Origin of the sequence: Halocatena halophila (assembly GCA_027563145.1) — an archaeon.
Lineage (GTDB): Archaea > Halobacteriota > Halobacteria > Halobacteriales > Haloarculaceae > Halocatena > Halocatena halophila.
Genome location: CP071306.1, coordinates 877,540 through 897,979, shown reverse-complemented (window position 1 = coordinate 897,979; position 20,440 = coordinate 877,540). Strand labels below are relative to the sequence as shown.

33 protein-coding genes and 1 pseudogene are annotated in these 20,440 nt (G+C 59.5%); 29 read left to right on the top strand and 5 right to left on the bottom strand.

Annotated features, from left to right (window positions below; translation table 11 throughout):
• Positions 1 to 6 precede the first annotated feature (6 nt).
• The 24 genes and pseudogenes from JXQ78_RS04775 to secY all read left to right on the top strand — a co-directional run bounded on the left by JXQ78_RS04775 (position 7) and on the right by secY (position 13,240).
• Positions 7 to 1,020, top strand: coding sequence for a 50S ribosomal protein L3 (locus JXQ78_RS04775; protein ID WP_330632336.1), 1,014 nt, complete (start codon positions 7 to 9; stop codon positions 1,018 to 1,020).
• Positions 1,017 to 1,760: a 50S ribosomal protein L4 gene (gene rpl4p, locus JXQ78_RS04770; protein WP_330632335.1), complete on the top strand. Its 744-nt coding sequence runs from the start codon at positions 1,017 to 1,019 to the stop codon at positions 1,758 to 1,760. The genes JXQ78_RS04775 and rpl4p overlap by 4 nt, the downstream gene beginning before the upstream one ends.
• Positions 1,757 to 2,014 carry a 50S ribosomal protein L23 gene (locus JXQ78_RS04765; RefSeq protein WP_330632334.1) on the top strand — a complete coding sequence of 86 codons (258 nt, stop codon included), beginning with the start codon at positions 1,757 to 1,759 and terminating at the stop codon, positions 2,012 to 2,014. Before rpl4p ends, JXQ78_RS04765 begins: the two co-directional genes overlap by 4 nt.
• Before the next feature lie 2 nt (positions 2,015 to 2,016).
• A complete protein-coding gene (locus tag JXQ78_RS04760) occupies positions 2,017 to 2,748 on the top strand; it encodes a 50S ribosomal protein L2 (protein ID WP_330632333.1) in 732 nt (243 codons plus the stop codon).
• Between the two features lie 5 nt (positions 2,749 to 2,753).
• On the top strand, positions 2,754 to 3,182 hold the full coding sequence (locus JXQ78_RS04755; RefSeq protein WP_330632332.1) for a 30S ribosomal protein S19: 429 nt from the start codon (positions 2,754 to 2,756) through the stop codon (positions 3,180 to 3,182).
• Position 3,183: 1 nt separating this feature from the next.
• Complete coding sequence (locus JXQ78_RS04750) at positions 3,184 to 3,645, top strand: 50S ribosomal protein L22 (protein WP_330632331.1); 462 nt, start codon at positions 3,184 to 3,186, stop codon at positions 3,643 to 3,645.
• Positions 3,645 to 4,541, top strand: coding sequence for a 30S ribosomal protein S3 (locus JXQ78_RS04745; protein WP_330632330.1), 897 nt, complete (start codon positions 3,645 to 3,647; stop codon positions 4,539 to 4,541). Before JXQ78_RS04750 ends, JXQ78_RS04745 begins: the two co-directional genes overlap by 1 nt.
• Entirely contained in the window at positions 4,541 to 4,756 is a 216-nt protein-coding gene (rpmC, locus tag JXQ78_RS04740; RefSeq protein WP_330632329.1) for a 50S ribosomal protein L29, read from the top strand. Before JXQ78_RS04745 ends, rpmC begins: the two co-directional genes overlap by 1 nt.
• Before the next feature lie 7 nt (positions 4,757 to 4,763).
• Positions 4,764 to 5,051: a ribonuclease P protein component 1 gene (locus tag JXQ78_RS04735; protein ID WP_330632328.1), complete on the top strand. Its 288-nt coding sequence runs from the start codon at positions 4,764 to 4,766 to the stop codon at positions 5,049 to 5,051.
• A pseudogene (locus tag JXQ78_RS04730) lies at positions 5,042 to 5,389 on the top strand (30S ribosomal protein S17); the annotation flags it as partial. The gene JXQ78_RS04735 and the pseudogene JXQ78_RS04730, both read left to right, overlap by 10 nt.
• A 5-nt stretch (positions 5,390 to 5,394) precedes the next feature.
• Entirely contained in the window at positions 5,395 to 5,793 is a 399-nt protein-coding gene (locus JXQ78_RS04725) for a 50S ribosomal protein L14 (RefSeq protein WP_330632326.1), read from the top strand.
• A gap of 7 nt (positions 5,794 to 5,800) precedes the next feature.
• Complete coding sequence (gene rplX / locus JXQ78_RS04720; protein ID WP_330632325.1) at positions 5,801 to 6,160, top strand: 50S ribosomal protein L24; 360 nt, start codon at positions 5,801 to 5,803, stop codon at positions 6,158 to 6,160.
• The gene (locus tag JXQ78_RS04715) at positions 6,153 to 6,863 is read left to right on the top strand and encodes a 30S ribosomal protein S4e (RefSeq protein ID WP_330632324.1); all 711 of its coding nucleotides are present in this window, start codon (positions 6,153 to 6,155) and stop codon (positions 6,861 to 6,863) included. The genes rplX and JXQ78_RS04715 overlap by 8 nt, the downstream gene beginning before the upstream one ends.
• Positions 6,860 to 7,384, top strand: coding sequence for a 50S ribosomal protein L5 (locus JXQ78_RS04710; protein ID WP_330632323.1), 525 nt, complete (start codon positions 6,860 to 6,862; stop codon positions 7,382 to 7,384). The genes JXQ78_RS04715 and JXQ78_RS04710 overlap by 4 nt, the downstream gene beginning before the upstream one ends.
• Before the next feature lie 3 nt (positions 7,385 to 7,387).
• Positions 7,388 to 7,570, top strand: a complete 183-nt coding sequence (locus JXQ78_RS04705; RefSeq protein ID WP_330632322.1) for a 30S ribosomal protein S14 — start codon at positions 7,388 to 7,390, stop codon at positions 7,568 to 7,570.
• Positions 7,571 to 7,572: 2 nt separating this feature from the next.
• The gene (locus JXQ78_RS04700) at positions 7,573 to 7,965 is read left to right on the top strand and encodes a 30S ribosomal protein S8 (protein WP_330632321.1); all 393 of its coding nucleotides are present in this window, start codon (positions 7,573 to 7,575) and stop codon (positions 7,963 to 7,965) included.
• A gap of 6 nt (positions 7,966 to 7,971) precedes the next feature.
• A complete protein-coding gene (locus JXQ78_RS04695; protein ID WP_330632320.1) occupies positions 7,972 to 8,505 on the top strand; it encodes a 50S ribosomal protein L6 in 534 nt (177 codons plus the stop codon).
• On the top strand, positions 8,505 to 9,212 hold the full coding sequence (locus JXQ78_RS04690) for a 50S ribosomal protein L32e (protein ID WP_330632319.1): 708 nt from the start codon (positions 8,505 to 8,507) through the stop codon (positions 9,210 to 9,212). The genes JXQ78_RS04695 and JXQ78_RS04690 overlap by 1 nt, the downstream gene beginning before the upstream one ends.
• A complete protein-coding gene (locus tag JXQ78_RS04685) occupies positions 9,205 to 9,648 on the top strand; it encodes a 50S ribosomal protein L19e (RefSeq protein ID WP_330632318.1) in 444 nt (147 codons plus the stop codon). Before JXQ78_RS04690 ends, JXQ78_RS04685 begins: the two co-directional genes overlap by 8 nt.
• Positions 9,649 to 9,650: 2 nt before the next feature.
• The gene (locus JXQ78_RS04680; protein ID WP_330632317.1) at positions 9,651 to 10,205 is read left to right on the top strand and encodes a 50S ribosomal protein L18; all 555 of its coding nucleotides are present in this window, start codon (positions 9,651 to 9,653) and stop codon (positions 10,203 to 10,205) included.
• Positions 10,202 to 10,828, top strand: coding sequence for a 30S ribosomal protein S5 (locus tag JXQ78_RS04675; RefSeq protein ID WP_330632316.1), 627 nt, complete (start codon positions 10,202 to 10,204; stop codon positions 10,826 to 10,828). Before JXQ78_RS04680 ends, JXQ78_RS04675 begins: the two co-directional genes overlap by 4 nt.
• Complete coding sequence (locus tag JXQ78_RS04670; protein WP_330632315.1) at positions 10,828 to 11,289, top strand: 50S ribosomal protein L30; 462 nt, start codon at positions 10,828 to 10,830, stop codon at positions 11,287 to 11,289. Before JXQ78_RS04675 ends, JXQ78_RS04670 begins: the two co-directional genes overlap by 1 nt.
• Positions 11,286 to 11,786 carry an uL15m family ribosomal protein gene (locus tag JXQ78_RS04665; RefSeq protein ID WP_330632314.1) on the top strand — a complete coding sequence of 167 codons (501 nt, stop codon included), beginning with the start codon at positions 11,286 to 11,288 and terminating at the stop codon, positions 11,784 to 11,786. Before JXQ78_RS04670 ends, JXQ78_RS04665 begins: the two co-directional genes overlap by 4 nt.
• Complete coding sequence (secY, locus tag JXQ78_RS04660; RefSeq protein WP_330632313.1) at positions 11,786 to 13,240, top strand: preprotein translocase subunit SecY; 1,455 nt, start codon at positions 11,786 to 11,788, stop codon at positions 13,238 to 13,240. The genes JXQ78_RS04665 and secY overlap by 1 nt, the downstream gene beginning before the upstream one ends.
• Before the next feature lie 57 nt (positions 13,241 to 13,297).
• Here the strand turns inward: secY and JXQ78_RS04655 are convergent, their stop codons facing one another.
• Positions 13,298 to 13,630 carry a DUF234 domain-containing protein gene (locus JXQ78_RS04655; protein WP_330632312.1) on the bottom strand — a complete coding sequence of 111 codons (333 nt, stop codon included), beginning with the start codon at positions 13,628 to 13,630 and terminating at the stop codon, positions 13,298 to 13,300.
• Positions 13,631 to 13,802: 172 nt separating this feature from the next.
• The gene (gene carA / locus JXQ78_RS04650; RefSeq protein ID WP_330632311.1) at positions 13,803 to 14,870 is read right to left on the bottom strand and encodes a glutamine-hydrolyzing carbamoyl-phosphate synthase small subunit; all 1,068 of its coding nucleotides are present in this window, start codon (positions 14,868 to 14,870) and stop codon (positions 13,803 to 13,805) included.
• Between the two features lie 108 nt (positions 14,871 to 14,978).
• Between carA and JXQ78_RS04645 the strand changes: the two genes are divergently transcribed.
• The 5 genes from JXQ78_RS04645 (at position 14,979) to JXQ78_RS04625 (ending at position 18,228) form a co-directional block, all read left to right on the top strand.
• The gene (locus JXQ78_RS04645) at positions 14,979 to 15,392 is read left to right on the top strand and encodes an Lrp/AsnC family transcriptional regulator (RefSeq protein WP_330632853.1); all 414 of its coding nucleotides are present in this window, start codon (positions 14,979 to 14,981) and stop codon (positions 15,390 to 15,392) included.
• 51 nt (positions 15,393 to 15,443) lie between these two features.
• Positions 15,444 to 16,019 (top strand): NUDIX hydrolase, encoded by a 576-nt coding sequence (locus tag JXQ78_RS04640; protein ID WP_330632310.1) that lies wholly within the window; start codon positions 15,444 to 15,446, stop codon positions 16,017 to 16,019.
• A 71-nt stretch (positions 16,020 to 16,090) separates the two neighbouring features.
• Positions 16,091 to 16,519: a hypothetical protein gene (locus tag JXQ78_RS04635; RefSeq protein WP_330632309.1), complete on the top strand. Its 429-nt coding sequence runs from the start codon at positions 16,091 to 16,093 to the stop codon at positions 16,517 to 16,519.
• Between the two features lie 37 nt (positions 16,520 to 16,556).
• Positions 16,557 to 17,924 (top strand): hypothetical protein, encoded by a 1,368-nt coding sequence (locus JXQ78_RS04630; RefSeq protein WP_330632308.1) that lies wholly within the window; start codon positions 16,557 to 16,559, stop codon positions 17,922 to 17,924.
• Between the two features lies 1 nt (position 17,925).
• A complete protein-coding gene (locus JXQ78_RS04625) occupies positions 17,926 to 18,228 on the top strand; it encodes a DUF7410 domain-containing protein (RefSeq protein WP_330632307.1) in 303 nt (100 codons plus the stop codon).
• Here JXQ78_RS04625 and JXQ78_RS04620 read toward each other — a convergent pair whose 3' ends face one another.
• The 3 genes from JXQ78_RS04620 to JXQ78_RS04610 form a co-directional block, all read right to left on the bottom strand.
• Positions 18,229 to 19,824 carry an SLC13 family permease gene (locus JXQ78_RS04620; protein ID WP_330632306.1) on the bottom strand — a complete coding sequence of 532 codons (1,596 nt, stop codon included), beginning with the start codon at positions 19,822 to 19,824 and terminating at the stop codon, positions 18,229 to 18,231. It lies immediately after the preceding gene.
• Between the two features lie 62 nt (positions 19,825 to 19,886).
• A complete protein-coding gene (locus JXQ78_RS04615) occupies positions 19,887 to 20,132 on the bottom strand; it encodes a hypothetical protein (protein ID WP_330632305.1) in 246 nt (81 codons plus the stop codon).
• 46 nt (positions 20,133 to 20,178) lie between these two features.
• Complete coding sequence (locus JXQ78_RS04610; protein ID WP_330632304.1) at positions 20,179 to 20,439, bottom strand: cytochrome C oxidase subunit IV family protein; 261 nt, start codon at positions 20,437 to 20,439, stop codon at positions 20,179 to 20,181.
• Position 20,440: the final 1 nt, after the last annotated feature.

Sequence of the window (20,440 nt, the reverse complement as noted above, 5' to 3'; positions counted from 1 at the left end):
AAATCTATGCCAACGCCAAGCAGACCACGAAAAGGCTCGATGGGCTTTAGCCCACGCGTCCGTGCGTCGAGTGAGGTGCCGCGAATTAGCACTTGGCCCGACGACGACGGACAGGTCGGGGTACAGGGCTTTGCCGGATACAAGGCCGGTATGTCCCACGTCGTTCTCATCAACGACGATCCCGACTCCCCACGCGAGGGGATCGAAGAGACTGTCCCAGTGACGGTCGTCGAGACCCCGCCAATGCGTGCGGTTGCCCTGCGAGCCTACGAAGACACGCCGTACGGCAGTCGTCCGCTCACGGAAGTCTGGACCGACGAGTTCCACGATGATCTCGATCGGACGCTTGATCTTCCGTCGACGGACAACAGCCAACAGCACGAACAGACCGTTCGGGACGCACTCGAAGATGGCACTCTGGGTGATGTGCGGCTCATTAGCCACACCGTGCCCTCCGAGTTACAGAGCGTTCCGAAGCGAAAACCGGACGTAATGGAAACACGCATCGGGGGCGACTCCCTCGAAGACCGCCTCGAATTCGGGCTCGAACTGCTCGAAGACGGCGGCGAGCTCACCGTTTCGGACGTGTTCCGTGCAGGTGAGTACACCGACGTTTCCGGCGTCACCAAAGGTAAAGGCACCCAGGGCCCCGTCAAGCGATGGGGCGTCCAAAAACGCAAGGGCAAACACGCCCGTCAGGGATGGAGACGACGGATCGGCAACCTCGGTCCATGGAATCCGTCCCGCGTTCGCTCGACAGTCCCACAGCAGGGACAGACTGGCTACCACCAGCGCACCGAGCTGAACAAGCGCATCATCTCGATCGGCGACGACGGGGTGACGCCTGCGGGTGGCTTTATCAACTACGGTGAAGTCGACGGCGAGCACGTGCTCATCAAAGGCTCCGTGCCCGGTCCGAAACAGCGCCTCGTGCGTTTCCGTCCGGCAGTACGACCGAACGACACCCCCCGGCTCGATCCGGAGGTCCGATACGTTTCAACGGAGAGTGACCAAGGATGAACACGACAGTACGCGATCTCGACGGCAGCGACGCGGGATCGATCGATCTCCCGTCGGTGTTCGAGACGCCACTTCGGCCCGACCTCATCGGGCGTGCCGTGCGGGCGGCCCAGGCCAACCGCACGCAGGATTACGGTGCTGATGAGTATGCTGGCATGCGAACGCCGGCAGAATCATTCGGCAGCGGTCGCGGGATGGCCCACGTCCCACGACAGAACAGCGTCGGTCGACGCGTCCCACAGACCGTCGGCGGTCGCCGTGCACACCCACCGAAGGCTGAAGCTGACCGCGGTGAGAAGATCAACGACAAAGAACGACGCCTCGCGATCGACAGCGCAATCGCGGCGACGACAGACACGTCGGTTGTCGCAGAGCGCGGTCACGCGTTCGATGCTGATGAGCTACCGATCGTCGTCACCGACGAGTTCGAGGAGCTCGAAAAGACTCGTGAGGTTGTCGAGCTGCTCGAATCGCTCGATCTCTACGCCGACATCGAGCGGGCAGAAGACGGCAAAAGCGTTCGTGCCGGTCGCGGAACGACCCGTGGACGCAAGTACAAGCAGCCAAAGTCGATTCTGTTCGTGACGAGCGAGGAGCCGTCGCTTGCTGCCCGCAATCTGGCAGGGGCCGATGTGACGACGGCAACAGAGCTCAACGCCGAATCGCTCGCACCGGGTGGACATCCTGGTCGGCTCACCGTCTTCACCGAGAGCGCAATCGAAGAGGTGACAGACCAATGAGTACGAACGTAATTCGCTATCCGAATGTGACGGAAAAGGCGATGGATAAGATGGATTTCGAGAACAAACTCGAGTTCATCGTCTCGCTCGATGCCTCGAAGCCGGATATCACCGAGGCACTCGCCGAGCAGTTCGAGATCGACGTCGTCAATGTCACGACGCAGGTGACGCCCGACGGAACGAAAAAAGCCACTGTGCGCCTTTCTGCAGACGATGACGCACAGGAAGTGGCGTCCAGAATCGGGGTGTTCTGAGAATGGGACGACGCATTCTCGGACAGCGCCGTGGACGCGGCACATCGACGTTCCGTGCACCATCCCATCGATACAAAGCTGACCTCTCACACCGGTCGGCCCAGGAGATCGAAGGAGATCTCGTCTCGGGTACGGTCGTGGATATCGAACACGACCCGGCCCGGTCGGCACCGGTCGCAGCCGTCGAATTCGAAGACGGCGACCAGCGACTCGTGCTCGCCCCGGAGGGTGTGACGGTCGGCCAAGAGATTCAGGTCGGTATCAGCGCCGAGATCGCCGTGGGGAACACGCTCTCACTCCGAGAGATCCCTGAGGGCGTTCCCGTGTGTAACGTTGAGCGCCAACCCGGTGACGGTGGCAAGTTCGCTCGCGCCTCGGGCGTGAGCGCAACGTTGCTCACCCACGACCGCAACGCGGCGGTCGTTCAGTTGCCATCCGGCGAAGTACGACGTCTCTCGCCCGACTGTCGGGCGACGATCGGCGTGGTCGCCGGCGGTGGACGGACGGAGAAACCGTTCGTCAAAGCCGGTAACAAACATCACAAGATGCGTGCGCGCGGTACGAAATGGCCACGCGTCCGTGGTGTGGCAATGAACGCAGTTGATCACCCGTTTGGTGGCGGTGGTCGCCAGCATCCCGGTCGGCCAAAGAGTGTTTCGCGCGATGCACCCCCCGGCCGCAAGGTCGGTGACATCGCCTCGCGCAGAACCGGAAAAACCGGGAAGGGGAGATAACGACCATGAGTACGGACTACCAGATCGGCCGCGACTCCGACGAGGAGTTCACCTACCGTGGCCACACGCTCGAAGAACTCCGCGAGATGGAGCTTGCTGAGTTCGCCGAACTGCTACCCGCACGAAAGCGGCGAAGTATCAAACGCGGTCTGACCAACGAACAGCAAAAACTGCTCGAAAAGGCAAACGGCCGCGGCGAGGAGGAGTCAGCCAACGATCCGCTCCGCACGCATCTGCGTGACATGCCGATTCTGCCACAGTTCGTCGAGAAGACGTTTGCTGTGTACGACGGCCAGGAGTTCGAGCGGGTCTACGTCGAACCAGAGATGCTCGGGCATTATCTCGGCGAATTCGTGCTGACACGCACGTCCGTCGAGCACGGCCAGGCAGGTATTGGCGCGACCCGCTCCTCGAAGTTCGTGCCACTCAAATAATATGGGAATCAGCTACAGTGTCGACGCGGATCCGGACACCACGGCCAAAGCCATGCTCCGGGAGCGTCACATGAGTCACAAGCACAGCAAGGAGATCGCACGCGCGATCAAGGGGATGACCAGTGGCGAGGCCGTCGAGTATCTCGAAGCCGTCGTGGCTGGTGAGCGCTCGGTGCCGTTTAAGTCCCACAACAGCGGTGTCGGTCACCGAAACGACATCGACGGCTGGGACGCCGGTCGCTACCCCGAGAAGGCAGCGCAGGCGTTTCTCGATCTGCTGGAAAACGGCGTTTCGAACGCCAATCACCAGGGCTTTGACGGAGAATCGATGCTGATCGATCACGTCGCTGCTCACAAGGTCGGTGAATCACCAGGTCGTCAGCCTCGTGCATTCGGGCGCGCAACCGAGTGGAACACGCCACAGGTTGATGTCGAACTCGTGCTCAGCGAGGTGGACAACTGATGGCAGACGAACACCAATTCATCGAAAACGGTATTCAGCGCACGCAGATCAACGAGTTCTTCCAGGAAGAACTCGACCGCGCTGGCTACGGTGGCATGGAGGTCGCACAGACCCCGATGGGAACGCAGATCGTCCTCAAAGCCGAAAAACCGGGAATGGTCATCGGCAAGGGCGGAAAGAACATCCGGAAGATCACCACCCAGCTCGAAGAGCGGTTCGATCTCGACGATCCCCAAATCGATGTGCAGGAGGTTGACGAACCGGATCTCAACGCCCAGATCGTCGCCGACCGACTGGCAAACGCACTCGAGCGTGGCTGGTACTTCCGCAAAGCGGGTCACACCACGATCGACCGGATCATGGATGCTGGCGCGCTCGGCGCGGAAATCGTCCTCTCAGGAAAAGTCACTGGTGCGCGATCGCGCGTCGAGAAGTTCAACCGTGGCTACATCAAGCACAACGGCGAACCAGCCGACGCGATCGTCGACGACGGCCAGTCCGTCGCGGTGATGAAACTGGGTACGATCGGTGTGACGGTGAAGATCATTCCACCAGAAGCCGAGCTGCCCGATGACTTCCGTGTCCACGAGGACGTTGACGTTTCAGAGTACGTCGTCGAGACCGACGAGGAAGGCGTCGAAGAGCTACTGGCCGAACCGGAAGAGACCGAATCGTCCGAAGAGCCAGCGGCCGAAGCTGACGAATCCACCGACGTCGCAGAAGAAGTGATCGAGGAGGCAGTTCCCGAGGAGGACGTTGATACTCCAGAACCTGAAGAATCGATCGAAGAGGAACTCGACGAACTCGAAGAGGAAGTCGAATCCGAGGCCGAAGCGCTGATGGAGGAGATGGAATCAGAGGATGATTCGGACGACGACTCGGAGGGTGAAGAGTAATGGCGATCTACCGGACTGATGAGCTGCGTGATATGACGCCAGCTGAACGGACGAACGCGCTCGATGAACTCCAGACGGAGTTGCTCAACGATCGTGCCGTCCAGGCAACCGGTGGTGCACCCGAGAATCCGGGTCGAATCAAGGAGCTTCGCCGGACGATCGCGCGGATCAAGACGATTCAGCGCGAAGAAGGCGACCTCGAAACCGACGAATAGACTGACAATGATTACACCCGAGACCATCGCACGACACGAACTCGTCGGCCTGCACGTGCAGGTCACAGAGTCGACAGATCCAACGCTCGTTGGCTGTCACGGACCGGTTGTCAATGAGACGACCAACACCCTCGTGGTTCGCGATGGGTCTCGGACGCGCCAGGTGCCAAAGGCTATTGCGACGTTCGCGTTCTGTCTTCCGGAGACCGATTCGACGGTGTTCGTAGACGGTGAGCGACTAATCGCCAGACCAGCCCGACGCACCGAGCGCACTGGAGGTTCACAATGGCAATAGGACTCGACGTAGCACACCCACCGGAACCAGACAATCCGGAGGACTACGATTATGAGACGTGCCCGTTCTTCGGTCAGCTGCCCGTTCGCGGTCAGGTGATTGAGGGGCGAGTCGTCTCGACGGACATGCAACGAACCGTCATCGTCGAGCGGGAGTACGAGGTCAACGTACCGAAGTACGACCGATACATGAAGCGGCGTTCGCGCATTCCGGCACACGTGCCGGAAGTGCTCGAGCCGCTTTCTGTTGGCGATGATGTGAAAATAGCAGAGACGCGACCGCTCTCGAAGACGAAATCCCACGTCGTGGTTGAGGTTTCCGCGGCCGAGGAGGGTGAGCACTAATGCGCGCACTCAAAGCAGACGTTACGCAGGGCCTTGAGAAGGGCTCGCTGTTGACGTGTGCGGACAACACGGGTGCTCGTGAGCTGAAGATCACCAGCGTCGATGGCTACGGTGGCACGAAAAACCGCCACCCGAAAGCCGGACTTGGTGATCTCGTGACCGTTTCGATCACGAAAGGCACCCCAGAGATGCGACGGCAGGTGCTCAAAGCGGTCGTCATTCGACAGCGCAAGTCGATCCGACGACCGGATGGGACCCGCGTAAAATTCGAAGACAATGCTGCAGTGATTGTTGATGAGAATCAAGATCCACGCGGCACTGAAATCAAGGGTCCAATCGCACGAGAGGTCGCAGAACGATTCGGTAGCGTCGCCAGCACGGCGACGATGATCGTCTAGGCTAATCATGACTCGACAACCACACAAACAACGTGAAAACACACGTGATGCGCCCCTGCACCAGCGCCACAAGCAGGTTCGTGCACCGCTCGCGCCCGAACTGCGCGAGGAGTACGACCAGCGCTCGGTCCGGGTCAACGCAGGCGACACCGTCACCGTCCAGCGCGGCGATTTCGCTGGAACGGACGGCGAGGTCGTCAATGTTGATCTCAGCGAGGGCACGATCGCAGTCGAGGACGTTACGCTCGAGACGGCAGATGGCGAAGAGGTCGCCCGGCCGCTCGATGCGAGCAACGTGCAGGTGACGGACCTGGATCTCGACGACGACGTGCGGGAGGCGCGTCTCACGGAGGCAAACGATGAGTAAGCACCAGAAGCGACTCTCCGTCCCAAAGACGTGGCCGATCGCGCGCAAAGAACAGCACTACACGGTCAAAGCCAGTGGTGGCCCACACGGCGAGGCGGGCGTTCCCCTCCTCATCGTGCTCCGGGACGTACTCGGCTACGTTGACTCGAAAAAAGAGGCACAGTACGCGCTTGAGCAGGGCAGCGTGCATGTTAACGGCGACGTGCCGTCCGACGTCCGACGCCCTGTCGGCATGTTCGACATCGTCGGCTTTGGCGACCGCGCGGAGTTCTACCGGGTGTTCCCGGACGAGGGCGGTCGACTCGCACTGACCCCGATCGATGAGGCCGATACGGACGGCAAGCTCGGCAAAGTGACCGAAAAGCACCACGTCGACGGTGGTCAGATCCAGCTTGGTCTGCACGACGGACGGACGCTGTTGACCGACGATGAGTCGATCAGCACGAACGACTCAGTCGTCATCAGCACCGACGACGCTTCGGTCCTGGCGCATTTCCCATACGAGGACGGTGCGCTCGTGACGGCCGTCAAGGGCCGCCACGCGGGTGAAATTGGCACGATCGAGAACATCGACGTGACGCCAGGGAGCTCGCCGAACGGCGTCGTCGTCGAGCAGGACGACGTCGGCTTCGAGACGATCGAGGAGTACGTCGTCGTGATCGACGAGAACTTCCTCGACAATGAGGAGGTGAGCGACGAATGAGTGAATCCGAAACGGCAGTGGGCCACGAGATGCGCACTCCCGTCGTCGAGAAGGTCGTCGTCCACATGGGCGTCGGCTCAGGCGGACAAGAACTCGCCGACGCAGAGGAAATCCTTGGTGAGATCACCGGACAACAGCCGGTCAGAACGGTGGCCGAGCAGACAGTTCCGGAGTTCAACGTCCGTGAGGGCGATCCGATCGGAACGAAAGTCACACTCCGTGATGATCTTGCAGAGGACTTTCTCGCGACGGCGCTGGCGTTCACGGAAATCAGCCGGTCACAGTTCGATGAGACTGGCAACTTCAGCTTCGGCATCGAAGAGCACACCAACTTCGAGGACCAGGAGTACGACCCACAGATCGGTATCTACGGGCTCGACGTGACGGTCAATCTGGTGCGTCCGGGCTACCGGGTTCGCAAACGCGATAAGGCGACCCGTCAGATCCCTACGAACCACCGACTGACGGTCGAGGACGCGATCGCCTTCCTCGAATCGAACTACGACGTGGAGGTACAGTAACACATGAGCGAAAGTGAACATCAGGACCCGGAGACGGGCGACGACGGCTCGAAGCGAACGGACCAGATCGAGCAGTGCCAGCGCTGTGAGCGAAAGCAGGGGCTGGTTGGCAAGTATGATATCTGGCTCTGTCGGCAGTGTTTCCGTGAGATCGCCCGCGAGATGGGATTCAAAAAGTACAGCTAACTATGGCGGACAACGATCCACTCAGCAACGCGCTTTCGGGACTCGATAACGCCGAGAGCGTGGGCCATCTCAGCCACACCGTATCGCCCGCTTCGAACATCATCGGCAGCGTCCTCGAGGTCTTCTATGACTTCGGGTATATCGACGGCTTCGAGTACGTCGACGACGGAAAAGCCGGCGAGTTTGAGGTTGATCTGAAAGGTGCGATCAACGAGTGCGGCCCTGTCAACCCGCGATACTCCGCGGGTGTCGACGAGTTCGAAACGTGGGAGAAACGGTTTCTCCCCGCTCGTGATTACGGGACGCTCATCGTGACCACCAGCAGCGGCATCATGAGCCACTACGAGGCCCGCGAACAGGGCGTCGGTGGCCAGGTAATCGCATACGTCTACTGAACGACAATGAGTACAACAATCGAACTACCGGACGACGTAAGCGGATCCGTGGACCATCTCGATCTCACGATCGATGGGCCAGCGGGTACCGTGACGCGGCGGCTGTGGTATCCGGACGTACGCGTCACCGTCGAGGACGACACGGTTCGTGTCGAAACCGACGAAGACGACGCAAAGACGCACTCGACCGTTGGCACGTTCGAGAGCCACATCCGGAACATGATCCACGGCGTCACCGAAGGCTGGACCTACGAGATGGAAGTGCTCTACTCACACTTCCCGATGCAGGTCAGTGTCGAGGGCGACGATGTCGTCATCTCGAACTTCCTCGGTGAGCGGGCCGACAGACGGACACCAATCCACGGTGACACCGACGTGAGTGTTGATGGCGAATCTGTCACGCTCTCTGGGCCCGACATCGAAGCAGTGGGCCAGACGGCCGCGGATATCGAACAGCTCACACGCGTGACTGACAAAGACCCACGGGTCTTCCAGGACGGCGTGTACATCACACAGAAACCAAACCGAGGTGAGGCCTGATGGCAGACGAAGAGACACCGACAGCACTGACGGAGGTCAGCGGTATCGGCGAGAGCAAGGCCGAATCGCTCCGTGAGGCAGGCTTCGAGTCGGTCGACGACCTACGCGCAGCAGACCAGTCCGATCTCTCGGATGTTGATGGGGTTGGCAACGCACTCGCAGCGCGTATCAAAGCCGACATTGGCGATCTCGAGATCGAAACCGAGACCGAGGCAGAAATCGAAGACGAGACGCCAGAGCCCGAGCCCGAAACGGCCGTCGAGACCGAACTCCAGCCACGTGGGCTGGTGGATAAAACACCGGATCTCGACGAGGAGACCGAACAGAAACTCGCACAGCGCGCTCGTGAGGGAACGCCGGCATTCCGTCGGCAGGACTACCACAAGAAAAAGCGCACGCCCGAATCGTGGCGTGCGCCGCGTGGAAACCTCTCGAAACAGCGCCAGGGTCAGAAAGGCAAAGGTGCGACCGTCGAGGCTGGCTTTCGAACGCCGAAAGCGGCGCGTGGTCGCCACCCAAGCGGCTTTGAGGAAGTCCGTGTGTTCAACACGGACGACTTAGAAGGCGTCGATGGTGACACCCACGCCGTTCGCATCGGCTCGACGGTGGGCGCGCGCAAACGCGAGCACATCGAAGAGGCCGCCGAGGAGGCGGGCATTCGCGTACTGAACCCAACATACGTGGAGGTTAAACGCACCGATGAGTGATCTGAAAAATCAGAAACGAATCGCAGCGGACGAGCTCGACGTTGGCAAAAACCGCGTCTGGCTCGACCCGGAGGCACAGGGCGAGATTGCCGATGCGATCACGCGCGAGGACGTTCGGGATCTAATCGATCGCGACCTCATTCAGACCAAACGCGAAAAGCGGTCGAATTCGCGAGGTCGCGCGCGTGAGCGCAACAAAAAGCGCGCCTACGGTCACCTGAAGGGACACGGCTCTCGGAAGGGAACCGCCGGCGCACGGCAGAATCGAAAGGACGACTGGATGGGTCGGATTCGCGCACAGCGACGTCGCTTGCGTGAACTCCGCGATGAGGGCGAGCTCTCCTCATCGGAATACCGATCGCTGTACGATCAGGCCAGCGGTGGCGAGTTCGACAGTGTCGGTGACCTAGAGCGATACATCGAGGAGCAAGAATAACGATGGCAACCGGACCACGATACAAAGTGCCGATGCGGCGTCGCCGTGAGGCACGCACGAACTACCATCAGCGGTTGCGCCTGTTGAAATCCGGCAAGCCACGCCTGGTTGCTCGCAAGAGTAACAAACACATCAGGGCGCAGCTGGTGAGCACAGGCCCAGAGGGGGATCGAACGTTGGCGAGCGCACACTCGGCTGATCTATCGGAGTTTGGCTGGGAAGCACCGACGAGTAACCTGCCTGCTGCGTACTTGACCGGCTATCTGGCTGGCAAGCGCGCGATTGCAGCGGGACTCGAGGACGCAGTGCTCGACATCGGACTCAACACCGCGACACCCGGCAACAAGGTGTTCGCGGTCCAGGAAGGCGCTATCGACGCTGGGATCGACATTCCACACAGCGACGACGTGTTCGCAGAGTGGGACCGAACCCGTGGCGAGCATATCGCCGACTATGCGGCTTCCCTGGATGACCCGCTGTACAGTGGTGAATTCGATGCGACCGAACTGCCCGAACATTTCGACGACGTACGGAATCGACTGGAGGATGAGCTATGAGTAACGGCTGGGAACCACAGACGCGCCTTGGCAAGCAGGTTGCTGAGGGTGACGTGACCTCAATGGAGCAGGCACTCGCGAGCGGGCTTCCGCTGAAAGAGCCCGAACTCGTCGATCAGCTGCTGCCGGACCTCGAAGACGACGTGCTCGACATCAACATGGTCCAGCGGATGACTGACTCGGGTCGCCGTGTCAAATTCCGCTGTGCGGTCGTTATCGGCAATCGCAACGGCTTCGTTGGCTATGCTGAAGGTCGGGATGACCAGGTTGGCGGTGCAATCCAGAAAGCGATCGAGATTGCCAAGCTGAACATCATCCAGGTCGAGCGCGGCAGCGGTTCCTGGGAGGACCGCGCGGGCGGCAACCACTCGCTTGCACGCCGGACGGAAGGCAAAGCCGGCAGCGTGACGGTCGAGTTGATGCCAGCACCGCTTGGACTCGGGCTCGCAGCGAGCGAGACGGTCCGGAGCGTGCTTGAGCTCGCGGGCGTCGAGGACGCCTGGACGAAGAGTCACGGCAACACTCGAACGACGATCAACCTCTCGAAGGCGACGTACAATGCGCTGATGAACTCGGCGCAGGCCCGTGGCCCACGACAGGAGCAACTGGAGGTGGCCGAATAATGGAAGCACTCGTTCAGATTCGCGGTGAGGTCGACATGAGCGAGGGCGTTCGAGACACGATCTCGATGCTCAATCTCGGCCGCGTCAACCACTGTACGTTCGTTCCAGAGACCGAGACCTACCGTGGCATGATCACGAAGGTGAACGACTGGGTTGCCCACGGAACGCCAAGCGATGAGACGGTTGCGCTGTTGCTCGAGACCCGCGGACAGACGGAATCGGGCGAGGCTCTCGATGCGGAGTGGGTTGGTGCAAACACCGATTACGACAGTATCGATGCGCTGGCGAGTGCGCTTGTGGCAGAAGAGACGACGCTGCGCGAGGCAGGGATTTCACCGACGCTTCGGCTTCATCCCCCGCGTGGCGGCCACAACGGACTCAAACACCCAACGAAGGAGGGTGGCCAGCTTGGTAAACACACGACCGAGGAGATCGACGAGCTCCTCACTACGATGCGATGACCAGCAAAAAGAAACGACAGCGCGGCTCTCGCACGCACGGCGGCGGCACGCACAAGAACCGTCGCGGTGCCGGCCATCGCGGTGGCCGAGGACGTGCAGGCCGCTCGAAACACGAGTTCCACAACTACGAATCGGTCGGCAAACACGGCTTCAAGCGGCCGGAAAAAGCAAAAGAGACGGTCGAGACGATCGACGTCCGCCGGCTCGATGAGGATGCAGCGCTCTTCGCGGCCGATGGCCTCGCAGAGGAGACTGCAGATGGCTACGCCATCGATGTGCGCGACGTACTCGATACGAGCGAGGACGTTGATTACATCAAAGTGCTTGGCGGCGGACAGGTGCACGGCACACTTACTGTAACCGCCGATGCGTTCTCCGAGAGCGCCGTTGAGTTGATCGAGAGCGCAGGCGGATCGGTCACGCTGACCGAGCGCGGTGAGAAACGCGCGGCGGAAACCAAAAACGATACCGAGGACGAGGGAGAGAACGAAGAATAATGAGTTGGAAGGAGACCGCCGCCCCGGTCCTCACCCGGATGCCCACCGTCTCACGCCCACAGGGCCACGTACCGTTCAAACGGAAGATTGGCTGGACAGCAGGCGTGCTTGTCCTGTATTTCTTCCTGACGAACGTCTACCTGTTCGGGCTGGGAGGACAGGGATCGTCTGATATTTACGGTCAGTTCCGTGCCATTCTGGCTGGTGGAACCGGGACCGTGTTACATCTGGGAATTGGACCGATCGTCACTGCAAGCATTGTGTTGCAGCTGCTCGGTGGGGCGAATCTCCTCGGGCTCGACACCTCGAATCCACGTGATCAGGCGCTGTATCAGGGACTGCAGAAGTTCCTGGTCGTCGTGATGATCTTCTTGACCGGGCTGCCGATGGTGTTTATCGGGGGCATGCTGCCCGCGAGCGAGGCGCTTGGCGCACAGCTCGGGATTGGAACGTTTGGCGTTCAGGTACTCATCTTCGCGCAGCTCCTGGTCGGCGGTCTCCTGTTGTTGTTCATGGACGAAGTGATCAGCAAGTGGGGCGTCGGGAGCGGAATCGGCCTGTTCATCATCGCCGGCGTGAGCCAGTCGCTCATGCGCGGATTCTTCGGGACCGGTCAGCCGAAAGGATTCTTCGCGAGCTGGTTCGATATTATCATCGGAAAGACACCGCTTGGCCCGGTGTTGTCGGGCAGTGGGCTGTCCTCACTGCTACTTGGACCCGGAAATCTCCTCGCGCTGTTCACCACGTTGTTGATCTTCGCGATCGTCGTGTATGCAGAGAGCGTGCGCGTTGAGATTCCACTGAGTCACGCGAAGGTAAAGGGTGCCCGCGGTCGGTATCCCGTGAAGCTCATCTACGCCAGCGTGCTGCCGATGATTCTCGTCCGTGCGCTGCAGGCCAACATTCAGCTCGTTGGCAAACTCCTGTACGGCCAGTTCGGCAATATGATGCCATTCTGGGAGTATACACAGAACCAACAGGCGGGGTTGGTCCCAACGGATGGGCTGTTTTACTACTTCCAGCCCATTCGATCGACGCAGTGGATTGACGCGCTGGCCACAGAGCCCGCCCAGATACTGCTACGGATCGGCATCGATCTGTTGTTCATGGTCGTTGGCGGTGCGCTGTTTGCAGTCTTCTGGGTGGAAACGACAGACATGGGGCCAGAAGCCTCCGCAGAGAAGATCCAGAACTCGGGGATGCAGATTCCCGGCTTCCGTCGGAACCCAGGTGTGATGGAGAAGGTGCTCGCGCGATACATTCCGCAAGTGACGATCATCGGCGGTGCCCTCGTTGGGCTGCTCGCGGTCGGAGCCAACATGCTCGGAACGATCGGACAGGTGTCTGGAACTGGACTCCTGCTCACCGTCTCGATTACGTATAAGCTCTACGAGGAGATTGCAGAAGAGCAGTTAATGGAGATGCATCCCGTGATGCGGGACATGTTCAGCTGATCGAGCGCGGATCGCGGATTTCTTTTGCGCTGATTGTTGTTCGACGATTCTTGATCGTCATTGTACGGCCTGTGTTATCTCGTGAAGATCGAACGATCGAATCACATCACGATCGGCGACGGCTTCCTGAACGGATCGTGTCGTTCTATTACGACTGAACAAGGCATATTCCACTGTCGGCTTGCTACCATGTGGACTCCACCGGATGTGATCGGCGTGTGTTTCGAGTGAGGCGAGCGCACCGTACTCGAGCGGCGAATTCGTGAATGTACACTCTCCAACGACGAGAGTTCCCTCAGTGGTGAGTCTAACCACATCAACCTCGTGGCCATTGTACCACCAGCGACCGATATCGACGACGGTTTCGGTGTAATGCAACGCAGAATACACTAATCCGAGTTAGCCTAATTCAGATTAGGCTATTCGTGACTATCCTTCATCCCGGTAGCCAAATGGCTTCACCACCGAAGCGAACGGAGCGCTGGGTCGCACAAGCGATACGGCTGTCACTCAGCAATGATCACCAGCCTCGTACGCCACAAAAAAGAACTATGTTGTGTGTTCAGTCCGCTGAGGACACCGCTTTCGTCGAGCCAGAAAGCGCCACAACGTCGTCGAAAAAGCCGAGCGTGTCTTCTGGACCAGGGTTGGCCTCTGGGTGATACTGCCGGGTGATGATGTTGAGTTCGTCGCTGTCGAGTCCTTCTGGCGTGTCGTCGTTGACGTTCACCTGGGTCACTTCGAGCTGGCCGGGATCGCTGACCGTGTAGCCGTGGTTCTGTGTCGTCATGAGCACCTGTCCGGAGCGAAGGTCACGGACGGGCTGGTTGACGCCACGATGGCCAAACGTCATCTTCTCGGTGTCGCCACCGAGCGCGTCGGCGATCACCTGCTGGCCGAGACAGATTCCGGCCATCGGAATGTCGCCAGCAAACGTCGAGACGAGCTCGCCGGCCGCCTCGAAGTTTTTCGGATCGCCTGGGCCATTCGAGATGAACAGTATATCTGGCGCAAGCTCCGTGATGGCGTCTGCGGTGGTGTCACAGGGCAACACGTGGACCGTTGCGCCGCGGTCGATGAGCGACGTGACGATCGAACCTTTTGCACCACAATCGATGAGTGCAACGTCTGGCCCATCGCCGTCGCGATTGTACGCCACCGGACTGTCAACCGTCACCTGCTCGCCAATCTCGGTGTGATCGCTCATCGACACACACGCCGATAGCTCCTCGAGTGCAGCCTCGGGCGTTGCGTCCGGGCCAGCAGCGATTCCACACTTCATTGCGCCCTCCTCACGAATGGCAATCACGAGTTCGCGCGTGTCGAGCTGATCAACCGCTGGGACACCTTCTTCTGTGAGCCACGCAGCGACATCGTCGGTCAGCTCGCGAGCGACGGCTGCCCGTGGATGTACCCGGTCGGATTCGAATCGCTCCTCGCGGACGCCGTAGTTGCCGATCAACGGATAGGAAAAGGTTAACACCTGCTCTTCGTACGATGGATCGGTGAGACTCTCCTCGTATCCGGTGTATGCGGTTGTGAACACCAGTTCGCCATGAGCACGACCCGGAGCACGAGAGCGAGCGGTGACCACACGACCCCCCTCGAGCGCAACGTAGGCGTTCGTCATTACGAAAAAAGTATCTATTGATCGCCTTAACCATTGTCATTCGAAATCTAGCTTCGAATATCGTAATTCACAAGTGACGGCCACTGTTACACAATAACCTCAATGGAAATGGACAGTCTCGATCGGGATATCCTGAACGTCCTCCGTCGAGATGCTCGGATGCCCTACACGGAGATCGCCTCGACGGTCGACACCTCCGAGGGGACGGTCAGAAATCGAGTCGATCGACTGGTCGATAACGGAATCATCGAGCGGTTTACGGTTTCGACGCGGACGGGTAACGTCAAGGCGATGGTTGAGATCTCCGTTGCAGTGGACGTAGACACGACGGCAGTGTCCGAGTGCATGGCCGAGTGGGATGAGGTCGATTTCGTCTGGCAGGTGAGTGGCGAAGAAGACATTGTGTTAGTGGTCGATGCGACTGATACGCGACGAGTGAACGACCTGATTACCAAAGCACGCGGTCTCGAGGAGGTAAAGAGTACGAAAACACGGCTCATTCTGGATGAACGGCTTGGGTAAGCCACCACGGAATTCGAAGAGGCCTTAAGATCACCACACTGATTCACGCGCATGGCCACAGATTCGATCTCGTCGTCCGACGACGAGTTGTCGCACGAGAATGCGGCCCAGAACGTCGTCGCTGTGGACGGCGATGACAACCCACAGGAGGTCGTCAACCGACTTACCGCTCATACCGGCGATGGAATCCGCCACCGAGCGTTCACCGCGCTGGTGTTCGATGGCGACGGGAACATTCTGCTCGCACAGCGCAGCGCAGACAAACGACTCTGGGACACACACTGGGATGGAACCGTCGCCTCCCACCCCATTGAGGGACAGACCCAGATCGATGCCACCGAGGAGCGACTCGAAGAAGAACTCGGTATCGAGCCGTCACAGTACTCAGACCTCCGGGTGACGGATAAGTTCGAGTACAAACGATACTATCTCAACGACGGCGTCGAGTTCGAGGTGTGCTCGGTGTTGAAATGTACGCTCGATGAGACGACACTCGATCCGGATCCGGCCGAAGTTGGCGGCTATCTGTGGGTTCCCTACGAGCGACTCTACGAGAATCCTCGTCAGTACCGCCAACTCCGTCTCTGCCCCTGGTTCGAGATTGCGATGCGCCGCGACTTCGAGTGACAAATCGTCTCGCTGAACTGACCGTTCGCTGCAATTCTTATTAGGGATGGCTCGTAATGGGGTGGTACACCATGATACTCTCAAACACGGTAGCACTCACCGCATCGATGGGTGTGTTGCTCGTGGCGGTTGTGGTGGTATTCACCCGACTGCGAACGAGCAAATCGAGCCCAGCCACACCCCCACCACAGTCAGCCACCGCTGAGGAGGAGATTCCTTCCAGCTGGATCCTTGGGTTTTTACTACTCGTCGCTGTAGCTGGCGGAGGAACGCTTGCGTTTCTCGCTGGTGACTCGATCGGACAGTTTGCGGGCCAGACCGCGGGCATCCTCATTGCAGTGGTGCTTGGTGGTATTTTCTGTGGCTATCTTATCTCGGGGATCTACGTTTCGTTGCGCAGTCACGGTCGCAAGAGCGCGGAGGCCACGGGAGTGGCGCTCTGGCTGCTCGGTTGTATCGCGATCGCCGTGATCGCAGGCCAACTCGTCCTCGTCGGCTGATTCGATGGATTCGAAGTGGTCCCTTCGGTGGGTGCGTGTGAGTGGCTGGTTCGCAGTTGGTGTCTGTCTCACAATGATGCTCTGTGATCCGGTAGTGGCACACGCCGGTGCGATACGGCCTTCCGACGAACCGGTAACAGTCCCACAGTGGCTGTTGCTCTCGACTGGCGGTGGCGTCGTCTTTAGTTCGTTTTTGCTCACAGCGACGGTGACCGATCGGGAGTTTCTCTGCTGGTTCAGCCGGCGCTCGCTGCGCTATCGATTCCCCGATTGGCTGCGATGGCTCGGTCGGCGTGTCGGCTGGCTCTCGGTCGGCTGGCTCTCGGTCGGCTGGCTAATAGTCCTCCTTGTGGTGGGTCTCGTTGGACCCGTCTCACCACTGAGCAGCCTCACGATCCTGTTCGTCTGGGTTGGCTGGTGGGCTGGCTACACCATCTCGGTCTACACGTTCACAAACAGCTGGCCACAGTTCAATCCCTGGCGAACGATCGTTGATGCACTCGATGTCGATGGTCGCAGACGCCAAATTCCACCGATTGTCGAACGGTGGGCTGCTGTCTGTGGACTGTTGGGACTGGTGTTTCTCGAGGTTGTGACACCGCTCGCCACCGATCCGCGGCTGCTTAGCGCGGTGATCATCGGCTACTCGGTGCTCACCGTTGGTGGGGGCTGGCTGTTCGGCAGTCGGTGGTTCGAGCGTGTCGATCCGATTTCGCGCGTGTTTCGCGCCTATGGGAGCGTCGCACCGTTTCACATCGCCAACGGCACGCTCACGATTCGTTCGCCCGCATCCGATCTCGTGCGGTGGGGTGACGTTCGATTCGTCATCGCCATCCTCTGGGCGACGACGTACGATGGACTCACTGGGACCGAGCTGTGGGCCACCGTCGTCCGATCGATGGTGTCCGGTCCGGGTGTTGCTGCGCTGTTGGTGTATCTGCTCGCGCTGGGTGGTGGTTATCTGCTGTTTTTGTTCGTGTATCGGGCGGCTGTCCGTTACACCCGACGGACAGGGCCGACGTTCGTCACCACTGCGGTGATCGCCGATCGGTTCGTGCCGTCGTTGCTGGCAATCGCCGCCAGCTACCATCTCGCACACTATCTGGGCTATCTCCTCGAACTACTGCCGGTGCTTCTGGTTGCCATCGTCCAGCCCCTCGGTGGTCCCATGGTTCCGGTTCGGCTCGTCCCCGGTCCATGGATTGGGGGACTCCAGTTACTGCTCGTGCTTTTTGGCCACATCGTCGCCGTCTGGGTTGCACACGCGAGCGCGTTCGAACTGTTCACGGGCACGCTCCAGCCGCTTCGCATCCAGTATCCGCTGGTCGTGACCATGATGGCCTACACCGTCGTGAGCATGTGGATCGTGTTACAACCGTACGCTGCGCCGCCATTCGTCTCCTGATATGTCACGCCAATCCCGACACGATGATGCAACAGTACAGTCGATCGCCACGTCCGTTCCAGAGGATGTGACGCCAGCCGATCGCTGTCCGTTCTGTGATCGACCGTTTCCGACCGAGCGATTGTGTGCGTTACATCTGGGCGAACGACACGAACGTGAGTTGGATACAACACAACGCGAACGCTTCGAGTCGGCGAGTGATACCGAGACGGACGAGCTGTTCGTCTACCATCTCAAAATTGTTGCTGCGTTCATCTGCACGTTCTTTGGTTTTACGTACGTCTACGTGTTCATCTGGATCTAGTCACCAGAGCAGGACGGGCCAGACGAACTGGAACAACAGCCAGATCAGCACGGTCAGCACTACGGTCATCACCAGGTTCAGAATGACACCCGCCCGCATCATGTGACTCTGTTCGAGATAGCCGCTCCCGAAGACGATGGCGTTCGGTGGCGTGGCGACCGGCAACGCAAACGCGAAACTCGCCGCAATTGCCCCACTCACCGCCAGAAAGATGCCCGCAGCGACGGGTGTGAGCCCAAGCGTCGCTGCGAACGTCCCACCGATAGAGATCAATACCGGAACGATGATCGACGCCGTCGCGGTGTTTGAGGTCATCTCTGTCAGGAAGATGATGAGCAACACCACAGCACCGACGACCACAATGATCGGTGCACCGGTCAACCCACCGAAGACGGACTGTGCGATCCACTCGGTTGCGCCGGTGTCTGCAAGCGAATCGGCAAGCGAAATCCCTCCACCGAACAGCAAAATCACGCCCCAGTCGATGTCGAGCAGTTCCTCGATTGTCATCGTCTCGGCGAGTACCAGCGCAGGAATTGCGTAGAGACCGACCATCACGTAATACAGCAGTCCCTGGTGGCCCTCGACGCCAAAAATCGTCATTCCCTCGCCACCGAACAGCGTCGTCAGCCACACCGGTCCGAGGAATAACTCGGCGAGCCGTTCTAATCCACCGATCATCCACAACAGCGCTGTCGCCGTGAAAATGTACAACACCCATCGTCCACGTGGCGAGAGCGTTCCGAGCTCGTCGAGTTCAGTGCGTGCCTGAGCTCTGGCCGCACCAACGTCGTCGATCCGTGGCGGGTAGAACTGATAGGTCAACAGATACCAGACCAGCGGCAGCGTAACGAACACGATTGGTAGTCCGATGAACAACCAATCGACGAATCCGATCTCGTAGTTGTGCATTGCCTCTAGCTGTGTTGCCAACACTGCGTTCGGTGGCGTCCCGATGAGCGTCCCAACGCCGCCAACGCTGGCTGCATATGCCGTACCGAGCAACATCGACAGCTGAATGTTGGTAAAGCCATCGCCAGCCTGTGCCAGCCCCCCATCTGTTGCGACGTGTTCATCCCGTGATTCGATCTCTTCGCGACCGATCACCTGCGTGAGCACGCCAAGCGCAATCGGCGTCATCATCGCCGTCGTTGCCGTATTCGACACCCACATCGAGAGGATAGCCGTTGCACACATCACTGCCAACACCAGAAACCGGGGGGAACTCCCCAGCCGGGCGATCATATACAGTGCGATCCGGCGGTCGATGTCGTACTTCTGGAGCGCATTGGCCAGCATGAATCCTGCTATAAAAAGAAAGATCAGATGGTCCGCAAAGCCCCGCAACGCCTGATCGAGATCTGCGTACACCCCAAAGGCGGTCAACAACGCTGGAATGGACAGCGCTGTCACCGCAAGCCCAACGGCCCCTGAAATCCACAACACCGCCGCGAAGTACATCGTCGACAGGGCGTACTGCCCTCGAATCGACAGCCCTTCCGGTGTTGGTAAGCCTGCGATCACCACCGCACCGAGTATCGCCACCAGGAATATGCCGATTCTACTGCGAACAGACGATTGTAACCGATGTATCATTGATACACAGCCACATTCTAGGTAGCACTAATAACCATTTCGATTTTCTAACCAGTAGCTGCTCAGAAATGGTCCACAATGGCTCGCACCTGCGCGGTGGTGAGTTCGTCGGCGTACAGCTCGAACAGCGTCGCTCGCCGTGCTGGAGAAAGCGAGCGTGCGCCTCGCTCGAGCATCGAGACGTGTGCCTGTTGTATTTCGTCGATCTCTCGTTCGACTGCCCGTTGTTCGAAGCCGGCACCAACGCGGAGCAACCGCCATGCCATCGGCGAGAGATTTGTGGGTGAGATTTCCCCCGGAGTACTCATCGGTGAGTGATCGTGTGGACTCGAGAAAGGCGCTACGAACCGATCCTCACGTGATCGAATACGATGCGGCGAACGTGAGTGCCAGCGCCGTGAGAAGCCCACTGAGAACCACGTAGGTTACCGATCGCGGTTCGGTGAACAGATGCTGGTAATACCCTGCGACGAGGACGGCCTTGACCACCGAGAGCCCGATGATGAGCCCGACGGCGAGTTCAAAGCCCAGTGACATTCCTTCGATCGCAACCTGTGCGGTCGCGAAGACGAACAGTACGACGTAAATCACGGTGTAGAGTTTCGTGTTTGCCATG

Coding starts and splice junctions, on each gene's coding strand:
- JXQ78_RS04775 (WP_330632336.1), top strand. CDS start 7: ATGCCAACGCCAAGCAGACCACGAAAAGGCTCGATGGGCTTTAGCCCA.
- rpl4p (WP_330632335.1), top strand. CDS start 1,017: ATGAACACGACAGTACGCGATCTCGACGGCAGCGACGCGGGATCGATC.
- JXQ78_RS04765 (WP_330632334.1), top strand. CDS start 1,757: ATGAGTACGAACGTAATTCGCTATCCGAATGTGACGGAAAAGGCGATG.
- JXQ78_RS04760 (WP_330632333.1), top strand. CDS start 2,017: ATGGGACGACGCATTCTCGGACAGCGCCGTGGACGCGGCACATCGACG.
- JXQ78_RS04755 (WP_330632332.1), top strand. CDS start 2,754: ATGAGTACGGACTACCAGATCGGCCGCGACTCCGACGAGGAGTTCACC.
- JXQ78_RS04750 (WP_330632331.1), top strand. CDS start 3,184: ATGGGAATCAGCTACAGTGTCGACGCGGATCCGGACACCACGGCCAAA.
- JXQ78_RS04745 (WP_330632330.1), top strand. CDS start 3,645: ATGGCAGACGAACACCAATTCATCGAAAACGGTATTCAGCGCACGCAG.
- rpmC (WP_330632329.1), top strand. CDS start 4,541: ATGGCGATCTACCGGACTGATGAGCTGCGTGATATGACGCCAGCTGAA.
- JXQ78_RS04735 (WP_330632328.1), top strand. CDS start 4,764: ATGATTACACCCGAGACCATCGCACGACACGAACTCGTCGGCCTGCAC.
- JXQ78_RS04725 (WP_330632326.1), top strand. CDS start 5,395: ATGCGCGCACTCAAAGCAGACGTTACGCAGGGCCTTGAGAAGGGCTCG.
- rplX (WP_330632325.1), top strand. CDS start 5,801: ATGACTCGACAACCACACAAACAACGTGAAAACACACGTGATGCGCCC.
- JXQ78_RS04715 (WP_330632324.1), top strand. CDS start 6,153: ATGAGTAAGCACCAGAAGCGACTCTCCGTCCCAAAGACGTGGCCGATC.
- JXQ78_RS04710 (WP_330632323.1), top strand. CDS start 6,860: ATGAGTGAATCCGAAACGGCAGTGGGCCACGAGATGCGCACTCCCGTC.
- JXQ78_RS04705 (WP_330632322.1), top strand. CDS start 7,388: ATGAGCGAAAGTGAACATCAGGACCCGGAGACGGGCGACGACGGCTCG.
- JXQ78_RS04700 (WP_330632321.1), top strand. CDS start 7,573: ATGGCGGACAACGATCCACTCAGCAACGCGCTTTCGGGACTCGATAAC.
- JXQ78_RS04695 (WP_330632320.1), top strand. CDS start 7,972: ATGAGTACAACAATCGAACTACCGGACGACGTAAGCGGATCCGTGGAC.
- JXQ78_RS04690 (WP_330632319.1), top strand. CDS start 8,505: ATGGCAGACGAAGAGACACCGACAGCACTGACGGAGGTCAGCGGTATC.
- JXQ78_RS04685 (WP_330632318.1), top strand. CDS start 9,205: ATGAGTGATCTGAAAAATCAGAAACGAATCGCAGCGGACGAGCTCGAC.
- JXQ78_RS04680 (WP_330632317.1), top strand. CDS start 9,651: ATGGCAACCGGACCACGATACAAAGTGCCGATGCGGCGTCGCCGTGAG.
- JXQ78_RS04675 (WP_330632316.1), top strand. CDS start 10,202: ATGAGTAACGGCTGGGAACCACAGACGCGCCTTGGCAAGCAGGTTGCT.
- JXQ78_RS04670 (WP_330632315.1), top strand. CDS start 10,828: ATGGAAGCACTCGTTCAGATTCGCGGTGAGGTCGACATGAGCGAGGGC.
- JXQ78_RS04665 (WP_330632314.1), top strand. CDS start 11,286: ATGACCAGCAAAAAGAAACGACAGCGCGGCTCTCGCACGCACGGCGGC.
- secY (WP_330632313.1), top strand. CDS start 11,786: ATGAGTTGGAAGGAGACCGCCGCCCCGGTCCTCACCCGGATGCCCACC.
- carA (WP_330632311.1), bottom strand. CDS start 14,870: ATGACGAACGCCTACGTTGCGCTCGAGGGGGGTCGTGTGGTCACCGCT.
- JXQ78_RS04645 (WP_330632853.1), top strand. CDS start 14,979: ATGGACAGTCTCGATCGGGATATCCTGAACGTCCTCCGTCGAGATGCT.
- JXQ78_RS04640 (WP_330632310.1), top strand. CDS start 15,444: ATGGCCACAGATTCGATCTCGTCGTCCGACGACGAGTTGTCGCACGAG.
- JXQ78_RS04635 (WP_330632309.1), top strand. CDS start 16,091: ATGATACTCTCAAACACGGTAGCACTCACCGCATCGATGGGTGTGTTG.
- JXQ78_RS04625 (WP_330632307.1), top strand. CDS start 17,926: ATGTCACGCCAATCCCGACACGATGATGCAACAGTACAGTCGATCGCC.
- JXQ78_RS04620 (WP_330632306.1), bottom strand. CDS start 19,824: ATGATACATCGGTTACAATCGTCTGTTCGCAGTAGAATCGGCATATTC.
- JXQ78_RS04615 (WP_330632305.1), bottom strand. CDS start 20,132: ATGAGTACTCCGGGGGAAATCTCACCCACAAATCTCTCGCCGATGGCA.
- JXQ78_RS04610 (WP_330632304.1), bottom strand. CDS start 20,439: ATGGCAAACACGAAACTCTACACCGTGATTTACGTCGTACTGTTCGTC.